At 33.6% G+C, this 15,188-nt stretch carries 14 protein-coding genes; 12 read left to right on the top strand and 2 right to left on the bottom strand.

Translation table 11 applies throughout. The features are described from left to right. Window positions 1–101 precede the first annotated feature (101 nt). Window positions 102–2,456 carry a T9SS type A sorting domain-containing protein gene (locus tag MYP_RS23595; protein WP_045469500.1) on the bottom strand — a complete coding sequence of 785 codons (2,355 nt, stop codon included), beginning with the start codon at window positions 2,454–2,456 and terminating at the stop codon, window positions 102–104. A 335-nt stretch (window positions 2,457–2,791) separates the two neighbouring features. Then, the gene (locus tag MYP_RS26280) at window positions 2,792–2,932 is read right to left on the bottom strand and encodes a hypothetical protein (RefSeq protein ID WP_156140811.1); all 141 of its coding nucleotides are present in this window, start codon (window positions 2,930–2,932) and stop codon (window positions 2,792–2,794) included. A gap of 2,047 nt (window positions 2,933–4,979) precedes the next feature. On the opposite strand from MYP_RS26280, the gene MYP_RS23600 reads away from it, so the two are divergent. The 12 genes from MYP_RS23600 to MYP_RS26655 all read left to right on the top strand — a co-directional run bounded on the left by MYP_RS23600 (window position 4,980) and on the right by MYP_RS26655 (window position 15,187). Next, on the top strand, window positions 4,980–5,351 hold the full coding sequence (locus tag MYP_RS23600) for a DUF1304 domain-containing protein (RefSeq protein WP_045469503.1): 372 nt from the start codon (window positions 4,980–4,982) through the stop codon (window positions 5,349–5,351). Window positions 5,352–6,101: 750 nt separating this feature from the next. Then, entirely contained in the window at window positions 6,102–7,916 is a 1,815-nt protein-coding gene (locus MYP_RS25560; protein WP_052430469.1) for a GAF domain-containing protein, read from the top strand. Between the two features lie 9 nt (window positions 7,917–7,925). After that, window positions 7,926–8,642: a hypothetical protein gene (locus MYP_RS23610; RefSeq protein WP_045469506.1), complete on the top strand. Its 717-nt coding sequence runs from the start codon at window positions 7,926–7,928 to the stop codon at window positions 8,640–8,642. 6 nt (window positions 8,643–8,648) lie between these two features. Continuing rightward, window positions 8,649–8,960, top strand: coding sequence for an STAS domain-containing protein (locus MYP_RS23615; protein ID WP_045469509.1), 312 nt, complete (start codon window positions 8,649–8,651; stop codon window positions 8,958–8,960). A gap of 12 nt (window positions 8,961–8,972) precedes the next feature. Further along, window positions 8,973–9,338, top strand: coding sequence for a response regulator (locus MYP_RS23620; protein WP_045469513.1), 366 nt, complete (start codon window positions 8,973–8,975; stop codon window positions 9,336–9,338). 6 nt (window positions 9,339–9,344) lie between these two features. Next, window positions 9,345–11,381, top strand: a complete 2,037-nt coding sequence (locus MYP_RS23625) for a chemotaxis protein CheA (protein WP_052430470.1) — start codon at window positions 9,345–9,347, stop codon at window positions 11,379–11,381. Beyond that, complete coding sequence (locus MYP_RS23630) at window positions 11,378–11,866, top strand: chemotaxis protein CheW (RefSeq protein ID WP_045469517.1); 489 nt, start codon at window positions 11,378–11,380, stop codon at window positions 11,864–11,866. The genes MYP_RS23625 and MYP_RS23630 overlap by 4 nt, the downstream gene beginning before the upstream one ends. 45 nt (window positions 11,867–11,911) lie before the next feature. Then, window positions 11,912–13,567 (top strand): methyl-accepting chemotaxis protein, encoded by a 1,656-nt coding sequence (locus tag MYP_RS23635; RefSeq protein ID WP_045469519.1) that lies wholly within the window; start codon window positions 11,912–11,914, stop codon window positions 13,565–13,567. Between the two features lie 138 nt (window positions 13,568–13,705). After that, complete coding sequence (locus MYP_RS23640; protein ID WP_045469521.1) at window positions 13,706–14,569, top strand: CheR family methyltransferase; 864 nt, start codon at window positions 13,706–13,708, stop codon at window positions 14,567–14,569. Between the two features lie 2 nt (window positions 14,570–14,571). Then, the gene (locus MYP_RS26830) at window positions 14,572–14,841 is read left to right on the top strand and encodes a chemotaxis protein CheD (protein ID WP_052430472.1); all 270 of its coding nucleotides are present in this window, start codon (window positions 14,572–14,574) and stop codon (window positions 14,839–14,841) included. Then, window positions 14,838–15,032: a hypothetical protein gene (locus tag MYP_RS26835; protein WP_052430473.1), complete on the top strand. Its 195-nt coding sequence runs from the start codon at window positions 14,838–14,840 to the stop codon at window positions 15,030–15,032. The genes MYP_RS26830 and MYP_RS26835 overlap by 4 nt, the downstream gene beginning before the upstream one ends. Next, the gene (locus MYP_RS26655) at window positions 15,032–15,187 is read left to right on the top strand and encodes a hypothetical protein (protein ID WP_231570089.1); all 156 of its coding nucleotides are present in this window, start codon (window positions 15,032–15,034) and stop codon (window positions 15,185–15,187) included. The genes MYP_RS26835 and MYP_RS26655 overlap by 1 nt, the downstream gene beginning before the upstream one ends. Window position 15,188: the final 1 nt, after the last annotated feature.

Genomic DNA, 15,188 nt, shown 5'->3' on the forward strand with positions numbered 1-15,188 from the left:
TGGTCCTACCTGCTGAGCTATTGTACTGAGCCAACAGCTATGAAATGAGCTCCCAAGCAACTGAATGATGATTGGGAACTCAGTAATCGAATACGATAAGCTTATTGCTTTACCAGCTTGAATACTCTTCCGGAAGGACCTTCTTCATCCTCCAGTTTCAAAAAATAAAGTCCGGCAGGAAGAAAAGAAATGTCGGCCTGATTGTTCTGAAGATTACTATATACCTCCTGATATTGAATCACTCCGTTTATATCCCAAATAACGACTTTTGCATTGGAATTCAGCGACCTGATAGTAATGATGTCTGTTGTGGGATTTGGATAGACATACTCATCTATTAAATCGTTCAATTCCACCAAATTTGACTCACGTTGAAGACTTGAATGAACTCTCAGCGTAACTGGAGTGGCCTTAAGCTTTGTGCCATCAACTTTATGGGCAGTCGCATTGATGTTATATATTCCGGTTACAACATTTTTCCAGTTATATAAAAAAGGAGGAGTTGTCGTTTCTCCTATTTTTATAGTGCCATCGAAAAACTCAACCTTCGAAATAATATCTGATGATATAGCAGGGAATAAAGACGCTATTAATTGCCCCCCTACTCCTCCTCCATCAAAAGTATTATCCACTTTGGTATCTCCAAACCATAAAAATGGTGTTATACCTCCTGTAAACAAAATTTTTTCTATACCTAATTTAAAATAGCCTGCATTGTTACTATAAGGGAACTCCAATAGAATAAGCTGAGAGAAGTCTATACTTGGATCAAAATCCGACAACGGTATTTTTATTGTTTTAGCAAATGTCATTGGATAATCCATTGTATTGCCTACATAATTCTTTAATGATAATGGATTTATAGTACTACCATTGGGTCTTATCTGAATTTTGTCCCACTCAACTCCTCTTTGATAATTTTTTAATGCTATTTCTAAAGTAGTATTTCCCCCTGCGACTACATTCTTATTTGCATGATACAATCCTATATTATCATAGCCCAGTTTCAGTTTTTTATATCCTGGAACATGAGATACCATCAGGTATGCATTTTTATACCCAAACTGACCCGAAAGCTCTATATTGGTAGGAGATTGGTAAGGATTATAGTTATAATAAATACCAAAAGTTAACGGAGCACCCTTGTACTCAAAAGCCCCTATATCAGGTTTGTTTCTGACCTCACCTCGCTGATCAAACAAAACCGTTGAAGAACTTCCTCCTGCATCAATACAATAACTTCCTTCCGGAAGTGCATGTGTTAATGAATAACCTCCATTATCCTGTAAAGGACCTAAAAATGGATTTATATGGTTAGTACTTGTCCCAAGTATATTCGTAGAAGCTGAAAGATTCAATCCATTATTTACACCTACAAAATTATATCCAAGATCATTAATTCGGTTCGTAGTAAAACCGTCCACTCCTTCTTCTATCGGAGGAAGTTCTCCTCTGTAAATGTAATAAAGATCTACTGGACCATTTTGAGCTATAAGTGAACCACGCAGAGACAAACTCCCTACATTGTAGATTCCACTCCCCTTGAAAGACCGAAAATAATCCGGATGATTAAAGGGCACATCAGGGTAATTGGTATTATCTATTGTATTGTATGCAATTGTACAATACTCTAAGCTCAAATTGCCAGCATTATAAATACCGCCAGCTCCCGGGTATCCTTTTCCGCTTGTATAACACTTACTAATTGTACTGTTTATCAGTTGAAGAGTACCTGTATTCATTATAGCAGCCGCTATATTATAGGTACTAACCTGGGTCCATCCATTTATTAAAGAAGTATTTTCCACCACCATGATTCCTGAATTTTGTATTGAACCTGTATTCCCACCGCCACCATCACTACCATTTGAATCAAACAAACAGTTCTTAATTGTTGAGACACCACTACTTGTTATTCCTGAACACCTTCCTGGGTAGTTATTTCCTTTAGTATAATTACCATAAAAGGTAACTCTGTTTAAATTTAAAACTCCGGTACTATAGATAGCTCCAATATAATTACTATAAAACACAGCATCTTCAATCGTTAGATTTCCCTTATTATAAATAGCCCCTGACAAACCATTTTGCATGGGCACTTCATCATCACCACTCCCTTCTATCTGTATTCCTGACATAAACACATTTACACCATCTTCCACTATAAACACTAATGCGTTTGTCCTGTGATTAGTGAGCATCAGCTTATCTGATCCAGGACCAATAATGGTAAGATCCTTGTCTATAACTATAACTTCTGGTGTCAGTGAAATAATCCCACCAACAAGGGACTGGGAAAACACAATAGTATCTCCCGCAACTGCATTGCTTATTACAAATCGGAACCCTCCGACTACATTGTCGGAGCCATTAGTAACAGTAATTTTAGATGCATGACTTCTAAAAAAAACAGCCTGCATAAAAAGAACAAAAATGAGTAGATGTTTTTTCTTCATAGGTATTGATTGTTAATATGTTGTAAAAAAATATACAGCTAATGTAAATAAATTAAACTCAAATACAACCAATCACATTTTATTACATCATTTTATCTAATTTAATCTTCCAAAAATCATAACTTACTGGTATTTAACAAAAAACTCCTACATTTTACATTTAATTTAAATAATACTACTATGGCACTTCTTTTAAATTTCACAAAACTAATTTGTCTCCCAGTCTGACTTAACAAAAATTCCTCACAAAAAATGATTTATAATAAACAAAACAGGAGTTTCGGTTTTCCCAAAACCTCCTGTTATTTTAAATTACCAGAGATTCGGATGGGAAATTAAGCTTCGATTAATTTCACAACTTTGCTTTCATTTTCAAAGTTGGTTATTACGATGAAGAATCCCGGTTTTAATTCAATACCAAACTCAAATGAAACTGTTGCCTGTGCTTCTTCAAAAATTACTCCACCTGCGTTCAATACCTGAATGTTTGCAAATTGATTGCATTGGGGTTACTTCCGCAAGCAGGTTCGCTGAAGTCTGCTGTTGAAGCAACTACGGAGAAAATTACAGTAGCAGTAGTACTAGAGCCCTAAATATCTTTAACTTTACTCAAGGTATAAGAATATAGAGAATAATCAATCATCATCATTTCCATAGAGTATGGAAGCTCCGGAAAAGGATATCATAGAAACTTAACCATGACAACAAGTCCTTTAATTTGCAATATTTGTGCTTAATTCCTGCCTGAAGTAATATAGCCAGGCACAGCATCTGAATTGTTTTAAACTTTCATATATTCAATAGTAATTTTATTAAGGTCAAAATTAGAAGTTGCAACTTATATTAACGATTTGAACTTAACCGAGAGAACTTTTAGATATACGAAAACAAATTGACTCAACCAATGAAAAAATTACAGATGCAACAGTTCGATATAACACAATTTAAAATAGATGAATAAAATACAAGCAAAGTCAATCGTATAAAAACCATAAGAACATCTCCTTTAAATTGAAGAACCATTACATGTTGTCCTTTCGCTTTAAAATTGAACTTAAGCAAGCCCTCTCAATTCTTATTGTAATTCTTTCGGATTGAATTTCTATTCAGTATTTTATCAATTAACCCTTAAACGCATTTTTTATTTTTTTTAATTTTTTTTTTTAAATCAGAGTTACCAAAGAGGGATGTTATGTGTAGTAGTTATACTTTCTGAAAAGGAATTTTAATGATAATTCGGAAGAACCTAAACTGTTATGCAAGATCTCATTTTAAAAATCATCTACATTTGTGCTATGGCATTATTACTTTCCATGGTGGAAATGTAAGATATTCTATTTCTTGGTCTTCCCTGACTAAAGGTTTACACTTAACTTTATAGAAATTCTTACTCTTATAAATTTTATGTCTCAATAATATAGAATATTAGGATCAATGGACAGGACAGCAAGTTCACAATAGAAATTTAAGGTAGAAAAGACAACTTTTAATTGTTAGTATAAGCATATTTACTGAATCCACTGTGAGAGAAGGACTATTGGAGTAAATAAGATCCACTGAACTACAAGTTCACACCAAAGAGACAAACAGTTTTTGAACAAAAATGAATAATCAATTTATTATATTGATTCTAACCCTAACCCTATCCTTTTCCAATTCTCCTTCCTGTAATTATCGAATAGATACAGCCTATATTGACAAGAATGGAATAATTCATGCGATAATAAATTCTGCAATTGCCCAATAGCTACTGAGTTACAAGCCAATAAAATCTGTATTATCGACAATCATTTCTAAATGAAATAGAATCTATATTTATGTAATTTGTATTTATTCCTCACAATCTTACTTTATTTAAACCCAGTATATACCGAGTTTGCAGGAAAACTCTTTAATGGTTATTTTGGTCACCACAAAGCTTTAGCCCTAGAAGATGTGTTGACACTAAGTTACATGATAAATATGACTACAAATAAATAGATTCAAAAGGTGTTTAAAAACTGGTGTATCAGACACCGTAGAGATACATGATTTAAAAATGGGAATCTACCACCATAGAATATAACAACAGAACATAAAAGTTCTTAATAAAAGATAAGTAAATGAGTCAATTACTTATCTCATGAAAGAAAAAGTCAAATCATAGTTTATAAACTAGTATATCCCCATTGTTACAAACCTTATTTCAATGATTTTTTTTACTTGATTGCATTTCGAGAGAGATTGGAATATTGACAGCTCTAATGATCTTTATGACACTATAACTGGAGTCATTACCTCAAGTGTTGTTCAAATAATAATAGGACTATGATACTTCGTCATCCTTCAACTTGGGATAACATGATTCCCGTTTTATTGGTATTCTATGTTATGCCTCTATTTCCATAGATATAGTAATAAAGAGGAGACATAATAATAGATCTGTAAAGGACGTTGAAGTAAGCTTTAAAATTTCTATTAGTATTAATCTGTAATTTACCTTAACTTACTGCAACAATATTTATAAAATAACAGATGTAAAATATGACTGCTGTATCAAAAACATTAATTATAGTGATAACTCTTGAACACTTATACTTTATGTATTTTGAAATGTTCGCTTGGGAAACTATAGGAAAGAAAACTTTTAAATCCTTACCAGAACATTTATTTAAGCCAACAAAAGGTCTTGCAGCGAATCAGGGATTATATAACGGATTTCTGGCTGCAGGACTCATCTGGTCTCTTTTCATTACTGACATTGATTGGTCGGCAAATATCGCTACATTCTTTCTTACTTGTATAAGTATAGCTGGAATTTATGGAGCGATTTCAGCAAGCAGAAAAATATTCTTTATACAAGCGATGCCTGCTATTATGGCTCTCTCAATTATCCTCATCCAAAAGTATTTTTAACTGAATTAAGAAGATATTCGCCATATATTTTTTCATTTTATTCTCTGAATTTTCTAAAGATAGCAAAAGGATCGTTTATTTATAGAGAGTAATGGCAATGGCATAGAATCTCATTAGGGCATCCCTAATATGTATCACATGACTTTTTCATCCAAGTAATTTCTTTATAATTGGATAATATAATCCAATTATAAAAACTAATTGTATACTCCATTTCTCCATATCTCTTCCCTTACAATCGTTAATCTTAAATAAAACTGAACGCTTTACAAATCAACTTTAAGTAATTTGAAAATTCTATGAAATAAAAAACTAACTAAAACAACAATATTTTTATTTCAAAGAAAATAATAATTCCTTGATTACAATCCTGTCATATATAATTTACAAAAAAAACTGACAACAACTATAAATAAAAAAGTTTAGGTTCTTGTACCCCAATCGAGAAAATTGTACAGTGAATTTAACGCACAATAACCAGTATTATAATTCACAAAATATAGATTATTATTCTTACTATTTTGAGAATAATTATTTTTTACATTAATGCAAACTAGATCTTAGTAATACGATCACATGCCCTATAGCTTCTTAAGTACTTCTTTTTTAAGCACCCCGTAACAAAAATAAAATTTCCCCTCAAGCTAATAAAGCTAATTACTTATCTCACTTAAACCATAATTTAAAACCATTATTAAAATGATTCGTATCCCCCCCCTACGTCATTAAAATTTTACATCGCTGTATAAAGTGGAAAATAAACTAGTTTCATTAAAGTATAAATTTACATTAGTTATAAGCATTCTTCTACTTTTCCTTTGGGGATTTCTTAAAGAGCTTAAGAATGAACAATTAAAGATAGGACAAGATCAGATAACAGCCGGAAGATTAAAAAAACAAGCTTTGTCTTTTATAAAAAATACACATCCTAAAAATTCTGTTAACATCCAACATGCACTTGAATTGATTAATCTGGCAGGACTAAACGATTCTATATTTTTAGATAGACATCCTTATAGTCAGGGTAACTCACCTTCATTAGTCAATGTATTAAAATCATTTAAAGAATCTGCAATCACTGAACAAGAGTTCAGCAGGTTTATTATACAGGAGATAAAAGCATATGAACATCTTGAAAAACTGATAGAGGCGAACAACAATACTATAGAACAAAAATTTAACTTATACAGCTGGATATTGATTTTATTAATACTCTCCATACAGTGTATAATGATATACAATTACAACAAAACCATTTCAGAACCAATTAACAAAATTCTGAAATCTGTCTCAACATTAAAGACGGGCAATATCAATTGTGAAATAGATTATCACAGTAATGAAAAGCTGGGAGAAATTGCAAAGTGTATAAATGCTATCATACATAATCAAAAAGAGCTTGCTGTCTTTGCTGAAAATATAGGAGCAGGAAAGTTCAATTACCAGTACAGCCTTCTTGGGGAACATGATAAACTTGGCAATTCATTAACAAACATGGCTGAAAGGTTATCAAATGTAAGTGAAGAAGAAAGAAAAAGAGCCTGGACTACTGAAGGACTGGCAAAATTCTCCGACGTATTAAGAGCACATAATGACAATCTTGAAGAGCTTTGTACCCATGGACTTCACAGCCTTATAAAATACACAAGGGCAAACCAGGGTAAAATATATATTGTAAAAGAAGAAGCACAAGATATTCGTCTGAAGCTTAAAGCTGCTTATGCATGGGATCGTAAGAAAAATATTCAGGAAGATATTGATCTTGGAGAAGGCCTTATAGGGCAAGCTGCTATGGAATTGGAAACCATTTATTTGACTGACATTCCGGAAGATTATATAAAAATTACATCTGGACTGGGAGAATCAAATCCAGGCTCTATACTTATCCTACCATTAAAAAGTAACGACGCACTTTGTGGCATGATAGAAATGGCATATTTCGAGGAATTAAAACCTTTTGAAATCGAATTTGCAGAAAAAGCCGGAGACGCAATTGCGTCTTCAATAGCAAGCGCAAGAATTAATGAAAAAACCAGATTGCTCCTTGATGAATCCAGGCTATTAGCAAAAAATCTTCAGTCACAGGAAGAAGAGCTTAGACAAAATACAGAAGAGCTCAGGGCTACGCAGGAAAATCTTCACATAAAGCTGGAAGAAGCAAAAGAAGAGATGAGACAACAGATTATAGATATAGAATCAGAGAAAAACAAAAATATATCCATACTGGAAGGTTGCGTCGATGGAGTCATCACATTTGATCAGGAAGGCAAGATTGAGTACTTCAATAAATCTGCTGAAGCAATCTGGAATGTTTCAAGAGAGAATGTATTGAATAAAAATATCAGGGAGCTGATTAAGATGGAGTTAAAGGTAACCGATTCAGACATGCATTGGGAATACTTAAATGGCCAACAAAGAAAAGTTCTTGACATCAGAACTGAAATTAACATATTTAATAATAACCATGAAGAATCAGCTGTGCTTATTACAATATCTAAATCAAAATATAAAAACCAATATCTGTTTACCGCATTTGTACAAAGTATTTCAGTTGAGTTATTTTAATCTGCAGGCATGAGAGAGCAATACAAGTACGAAGACCAGTATATAAAACTGACTGAAGTAGTTAATAAAAAAATTAAAATTCTTATTGAACAAATTTCCGGTGACTTTAAAAATATAGTTTCATTCATTAAAGGATATTCTATCCATGATAACTTTAAAAACCACCACGAGCCAATTATACCTTCCGATGATATCATTAGCAGCATAACAACGAATCTTCAATATCAGGATATACTTTCTCAACGCCTTGATCATATCATCATGATCAATACATTAATCATTCAGGAACTTAAAAATACAGAACATGCAAATGGTGGCTCTACAGAGCTTATAACATATTCAGGCAAAATAACTGAAGTGAATATCAGACAACTTGAAGATGCTTATAATGAATATATTTCTATTTGTTCCATCCTTAGAAAAGATCTTGACAAATTTGAGAAGCAAAACAGATTAAAAAACTCTAATACCTTAAGCCCTTTTATTCCATTTAAGAATTCTCTCAAGATAGCAACATTGGTTTCTGAGATAAAGCAAAATCTGAAAGTGATGACATCTATAAATTTTGAAGTATCAGATTCAGGCCAATCTATTGATCAGGCTGCGATGAAAGTACAATCCATTTACACCATGCAATCCGAAAGAGAAATATTATACTCCTGCATTCCTGATATGCAGGAGAAATACAGAATCACATTCAACAATGATAACGACATTTTTTTTTAACACTCTATGAAAAGTTTTACTATAAAGATAAACGAAAAGAAAAACAACAAAGAGATTATGCTTAGTGGCAACCTTACTGTAAGCAATTCAGAAAGTATCTATAAAAAAATTTTAAGTGTAATTGCAACTTCAAAAAAAACAACTATTCATCTCAATAATATTGAAAACATAGATCTTACAATGGTACAGATTTTATATTCGTTAAAAAGAACAATTTTAAAAGAAGGCAAAGAACTCACAACTATTGCAAATCTTCCTAAAGACCTTTTTTTATTAATGGATAAAAGTGGCTTTAAAAATATCTTAAGTAATTCCTAGTTGATCTAATATATGACAAAAACAATACTAATCGTAGATGATTCCGAAAGCATGAGGGAAGTTGTTAGTTATACTCTGGTAAATGCCGGATATAAAGTTCTGGCAGGATCTGATGGAAAAGATGCAATGAAGTATCTTGATGGCAGTCCAATAGACCTCATTGTAACAGACCTTCACATGCCTAATATAGATGGAATAGAATTGATAAAAAACATCAGATCTAATCCTGTATATCAACATGTTCCGATTATTTTTTTAACAACAGAATCCCAGCAAAATAAAAAAGATGAGGCAAAAGCCGCAGGTGCCACAGGATGGATAGTAAAACCATTTGTGCCTGAAAAGTTATTAGCTACTATTCAAAAAGTAATCAGATAAATTATCATGGATCAGTTTCGAAGGAAATTTCTGGAAGAAGCAAGTGATCTGCTTGAACAACTGGAGAAAATTTTACTCAAAATTGAAAATGAAGATGCCATTAGCACTCATGTTGAAGAGATATTCAGAGTTATGCATACTCTGAAGGGAAACAGCTCCATGTTTGGGTTTGAGGCAGTCAGTGAATTTACCCATTATCTTGAAAACATATATGACGATATAAGAAAAGATGAACTAGAATTATCTTCTCAGATCATCTCTGTTACGCTTTCATCTGTGGATCATTTGAGAAGTATCCTTAAAGACGAAAACCTTGAAGAGGCTTCAAATAAAGTAAACCATAATAACATGATGAAAGCAATAAAAGAGCTTTCTTCTATATCCAATACAACCAATAGTGCAAATGAAGAGCCAAAAGTTAATATATCTCAGGAAGGTGCCTCAACATGGTATGTAAAGTTTAAACCTGCAAAAGATATATTCCGTTCAGGGAATAATCCATTGTACTTCATTGATGATTTATCTCAACTCGGAATCATTCTTACTATTGCTGATTTATCAGATGTACCTGAATTGCCGGAATTGGATCCACAGGCATGCTATGTTACATGGTACAATTTTATTTACACAAAAAATGAAGATGATATCCGGGATATATTCCTATTTGCCGATGCTCAATCAGAAGTTGTGGTAGAGAAGATAAGCGAAAAAAATCTAATAAACTCACCAAAGTTTTCCGATGACCTTAAGAAAGCCTCTTTGTCCGATAATATAGGTGTTTCTATAAAAACTCTGCTTGATAAATATAGTATTATATCACCTGAAGAACCTATACAGGAGAATGACTTATCAAGAAATAGCAGCAAGATGGAAAGTGCTATTTCTTCCATAAGAGTTTCTTCCAATAAGGTAGATGAAATGATGAGCCTCGTCAGCGAACTGGTAACAGCCCAGGCAAGACTTAATGTTCTCACGCAAAATACTACTGACAATAAAGTATCGGAAATAACAGAGAGTATTGAAAAGATAACAAGGAGAATAAGAGACAATAGTTTTTCTATTTGTCTTGTACCATTTGAAACTATAGTCGTCAGATTTCAAAGACTCATAAGGGATCTTTCAACTCAGCTAAATAAAAATGTTAAATTCATTACAGAAGGCACTGATACAGAGCTGGACAAAAACATAATAGAAAATCTGTCTGATCCGATATTACACATTCTTCGTAACTGCCTTGATCATGGAATCGAATCAAAGGAAGAAAGGATTGCTAACGGAAAACAGGCTCAGGGCACTATACTGCTCAAAGCATTCTATACAGGCTCAAATGTCAATATTCAAATAACAGATGATGGTAAAGGGATAGACTTCACAAGGGTTAAAAAAAAGGCAGAAGAAAAAAATATTATTCCTAAAGATTCCTCCCTTACAGAAAAGGAAATTTTAAATCTGATTTTCCTTCCAGGTTTTTCAACTGCAGAAAAAGTTACAGAAATCTCAGGAAGAGGAGTAGGTATGGATGTTGTAAAAAGACAGATCTCTGACTTAAGAGGAGAAGTAGATTTAATTTCCAGGCCAGGAAAAGGTACAACCCTTACCATAAAACTTCCTTTGACGCTTTCAATCATTGATGGACTACTGGTAAGAATTTCTGACACTCATTATATTATTCCTTTAGGTGTAATTGAGAAATGCTTTGAAGTAACCCAAGAGTTTATTGAAGATGCTTTTGATGATTTGTTAGTTCTTGATGGAGAAAGACAACCCTTTATTAATCTTCGTACAGAATTTTGCGATACCTCTACCCCACCCACCCTTCATCAGATAGTAATGATAAAATCTGATGATAAAAAAATAGGTCTTACCATTGATGCCATTGTCGGCCAATATCAAGCAGTGCTAAAACCACTTGGTAAACTCTATAAAAACATCGAGATCATTTCAGGAGCAAGCATTCTTGGTGACGGCACTGTTGCTTTGGTCCTGGACACAAATAAAATAATTAAAGAATATTCTGATTCAAAAATGATAATTACAGTATGAAGGAGGACATAAATGACAACATCCATTCCTATTTGACCTTCAAGCTTGGTAAAGAATCCTTTGCGGCTAATGTCGGAAAGGTTCTGGAAATACTTGAAGTCCCACATATAACAAGGGTTCCCAAATCTCCTGATTACATGACAGGAGTTATTAATCTTCGAGGAAATGTACTACCTGTTATTGACACAAGAATTAAATTCGGATTACCCAAAACAGAATGTACTGTAAATACCTGCATTATAGTAATTAATGTTGAGATAAATTCTGAGAGCATTATAGTTGGAGCTATGGTAGACTCAGTACAGGAAGTACTTGAAATTCAAGAATCACAAATTCAGCCTTCTCCAAGTATCGGAAGTAAATACAAAGCAGAGTTTCTAGATGGCATGTCTAAGTATCATGACGAATTTATAATGCTGCTTAATATAGACAAAGTCTTTTCAGCAGATGAACTGATTATTGTCAAAGATTCTTTAATCAGCTAATTTTTAAAATATAAAACTAACCACGAACCTATAAATAGAAAAATAATGAACTTAACAATAAAAGGAAGGCTGATTTTAGCTTTCTCAATTCTGATTGCTATTGCTGCATACATGTTTTATATAGGAAATTCCGTTGCTTTTGAACTCAATAAAAGTGTAACCACCATAGTAGAAATAAACGCGAAAAGGCTTGCACATGCATTAAAAGTAAGTGAAGACCTCCAATTTATTGGAAAGAGGGAAAAAGCACTTATCATTTCGAGAGATCGTGCAGAACTCACAAAAATCCATCAGGAAATCATTGACAGGCAAGTCGAAATGAAAAGTAGATTTGCAGACCTTAGATCCTTAGCAGATTCTAAAGGGCAAGAAATTCTTGACAGTTATGATGCTAAGTGGAATGAGTATCTGGATGCTTTTGATGACTTCAAGCGGCTTGCAGTTGACATTAATACTGATTCATCGAAGGCTGCTTCTTCAAACCTATCCGACAGCAAACTGACTCCTTTATTTGTAGAGTGTAGAGCCATTATTTACAGAATAGTAAAGAAAAATGAAGGAGAACTTTCACTTGCCGCAAAAGAGAATGCAGAACTTTATGCTGAATCCCAAAAAAACATGATCATTTCTCTGATTGTTGCAGTAATATGTGCCATAGGGGTATCATTCTGGATTATCTCTTCAATTATAAATTCTCTGTCAAAAGCAAAACTTGCTGTTAAAGAGGTTTCTGAAGGTAATCTTTTGATACAGATCGATAGCAATAATAAAGATGAGATCGGTGAAGTCCTTGAATATCTTAAAGGAATGATTTCCAAATTAAAAGAGATTATTGGAAACGTACATAATGCAACTGAACAAATTGCTTCAGCAAGCCAGCAGATGAGTGCTTCATCTCAACAGATGTCACAGGGAGCAAATGAACAGGCAGCCTCTGCAGAAGAAGTATCTTCATCAATGGAAGAAATGGCAGCTAATATTCAGCAGAACAATGAAAATGCTCAGCAGACAGAAAAGATAGCGTTGAAAGCAGCTGACGATATCCAGGAAGGAAGTACTGTAGTAAATCAGACAGTAGGTTCTATGAAAGATATAGCAAAAAAGATTTCCATCATAGAAGAAATAGCACGTCAGACCAATTTACTTGCTCTGAACGCTGCGGTGGAGGCTGCAAGAGCAGGCGAACATGGAAAAGGATTTGCGGTTGTTGCAGCGGAAGTAAGAAAGCTTGCAGAAAGAAGTCAGATAGCTGCAAATGAAATCAATTCTTTATCATTCTCAAGTGTATCGATTGCTGAACGTTCCGGTAAAATCCTTGAAGAAATTGTACCTCATATTCAAAAAACATCAAGACTCGTACAAGAAATTAGTGCAGCTGGTATTGAACAGACCTCAGGAGCTGATCAGGTAAATACAGCTTTACAAATGCTCAATCAGATCATTCAACAAAATGCCGCTACCTCTGAAGAAATGGCAGCAAGCGCAGAAGAACTTGCAAGCCAGGCAGAACAATTACAAGACACAATTGCTTTTTTCAGAATAGACACTCATACCAATGGTCAAAGGAGAAAAAAAACAACTGTCAATAGGGTTGCAACAAACAATCATCCTTCAAACGTGAAAAACAAAAGTAACAATGGTTTTATAATAAATCTGAAGAAAGAAAGCGATTCACTTGATAAGGAATACGAAAAATTCTAATTAAGAAATAGCCTCTGATTGTTGTCATACTGTTTGTTTCTTTGTTCATCCACTATTATAAAATTAAACAAAGCAGGCGTATGACAACAATTCATATTTATAATGAAAATTCTTTTTTGACTGAATAAAAATAAAAAGATGCAATTAGTGAGTAAAGGCCTTGAACATGATCAAAGTTTCAGGACAACCATGTCCTCAAAGGTTTTCAGGAAATTAAGCGAATTCATAAATGCATACTGCGGTATAAAAATGCCTCCTGAAAAAAAAATACTTCTGGAAAGCCGCCTCAATAAGAGGCTCAGACACCTGAATATGAAATCCTATGAAGAGTATTGTGATTTCTTATTCAGTGAAACCGGGAAAAGGCAAGAGCTCATTCATATGATCGATGTAGTTACAACCAATAAAACTGACTTCTTCAGAGAGGCAATGCATTTTGATTTTATACGTGATCATATATTTCCTCAGTATAAAGAAACAAAAATCAACAAGATATCTATTTGGAGTGCAGGATGCTCTACAGGAGAAGAAGTATATACTACATGCATGGTACTTGAAGAATTAAGAGAATATTGGCCTGGGATTGATTATTCTGTTACTGGCTCGGATATCTGCTCTCAAGTTCTGGAAAAAGCAGCTTTAGCAGTTTATCCCGAAGAGAGAACAATGATTATTCCTTTAGCAATCAAAAGGAAATACTTTTTAAAAAGCAAAAGCACTACCGATAAAACTGTCAGAATTATACCGGAACTGAGAGGAAAAACAAATTTTATAAGGTTGAATTTCATGGATGAAAGTTTTGATTTACCCAATAATTTTGACATCATCTTTTGCAGAAATGTTCTTATTTATTTTGATAATCGCACCCAGGAAAATGTAATAAAAAAACTTTGCGCTAAACTGAAGATTGGAGGTTTTCTCTTTATAGGACATTCTGAATCGCTTACAAATATGGACCTGCCTTTGATTCAGGTCAAGCCAACGGTATTCAGAAAGATTTAGGTATGTACGAGAAATACCTGTGTCCGGAAGAAATCAAAGTGAGTAAAGAGCCGACAGAGGTTATAACTATTCTAGGAAGTTGCGTTTCAGTTTATCTTTTTGATCCAGAACTGAAAACAGGCGGCATCAACCATTTCGTATTACCAGATAGTACGAGATTTTCAAGAACCGGTCAATATGGGATTTACGCAGTACCTGAACTCATTCAGAGAATGATTCGTATGGGTGCAAAACCTTCAGGCTTACAGACAAAAATCTTTGGAGGGTCATGAATAAAAATTTACTTCCTCAATTCAATGTAGGATTAAGGAATATTGCTTTGGCAAAACGAATATTACACGAATATGAAATCCCTATTATAAAGTCTTGTGTCGGAACTCCCTTTGCCCAAAAGATCGTTTTTTATACAGCCACAGGTAACGTACATGTAAAGCCAATTAAAGTAATCCGAAAATTAAGATAATGAAAAAAACAAGAGTACTGATTGTTGATGATTCAGCTGTAATCAGACAGGTCCTAAAGAGATTATTGAGTCCGACCCTGAACTGGAAGTGCTGGCAACTGCAGGAGATCCTTATTTTGCCGTTTCAAAAATTGCAGAAGAAATTCCTGATGTAAT

The organism is Sporocytophaga myxococcoides (genome assembly GCF_000775915.1).
In the GTDB taxonomy this organism is placed as follows: Bacteria; Bacteroidota; Bacteroidia; order Cytophagales; family Cytophagaceae; genus Sporocytophaga; species Sporocytophaga myxococcoides_A.

Bases quoted from the DNA above. Each gene is read 5' to 3' on its own strand.
- MYP_RS26655 (WP_231570089.1), top strand. From the start codon at position 15,032: ATGAAAAAAACAAGAGTACTGATTGTTGATGATTCAGCTGTAATCAGA.
- MYP_RS23595 (WP_045469500.1), bottom strand. From the start codon at position 2,456: ATGAAGAAAAAACATCTACTCATTTTTGTTCTTTTTATGCAGGCTGTT.
- MYP_RS23610 (WP_045469506.1), top strand. From the start codon at position 7,926: ATGAGAGAGCAATACAAGTACGAAGACCAGTATATAAAACTGACTGAA.
- MYP_RS23620 (WP_045469513.1), top strand. From the start codon at position 8,973: ATGACAAAAACAATACTAATCGTAGATGATTCCGAAAGCATGAGGGAA.
- MYP_RS26830 (WP_052430472.1), top strand. From the start codon at position 14,572: ATGTACGAGAAATACCTGTGTCCGGAAGAAATCAAAGTGAGTAAAGAG.
- MYP_RS23600 (WP_045469503.1), top strand. From the start codon at position 4,980: ATGACTGCTGTATCAAAAACATTAATTATAGTGATAACTCTTGAACAC.
- MYP_RS23625 (WP_052430470.1), top strand. From the start codon at position 9,345: ATGGATCAGTTTCGAAGGAAATTTCTGGAAGAAGCAAGTGATCTGCTT.
- MYP_RS23640 (WP_045469521.1), top strand. From the start codon at position 13,706: ATGCAATTAGTGAGTAAAGGCCTTGAACATGATCAAAGTTTCAGGACA.
- MYP_RS26835 (WP_052430473.1), top strand. From the start codon at position 14,838: ATGAATAAAAATTTACTTCCTCAATTCAATGTAGGATTAAGGAATATT.
- MYP_RS23615 (WP_045469509.1), top strand. From the start codon at position 8,649: ATGAAAAGTTTTACTATAAAGATAAACGAAAAGAAAAACAACAAAGAG.
- MYP_RS23635 (WP_045469519.1), top strand. From the start codon at position 11,912: ATGAACTTAACAATAAAAGGAAGGCTGATTTTAGCTTTCTCAATTCTG.
- MYP_RS23630 (WP_045469517.1), top strand. From the start codon at position 11,378: ATGAAGGAGGACATAAATGACAACATCCATTCCTATTTGACCTTCAAG.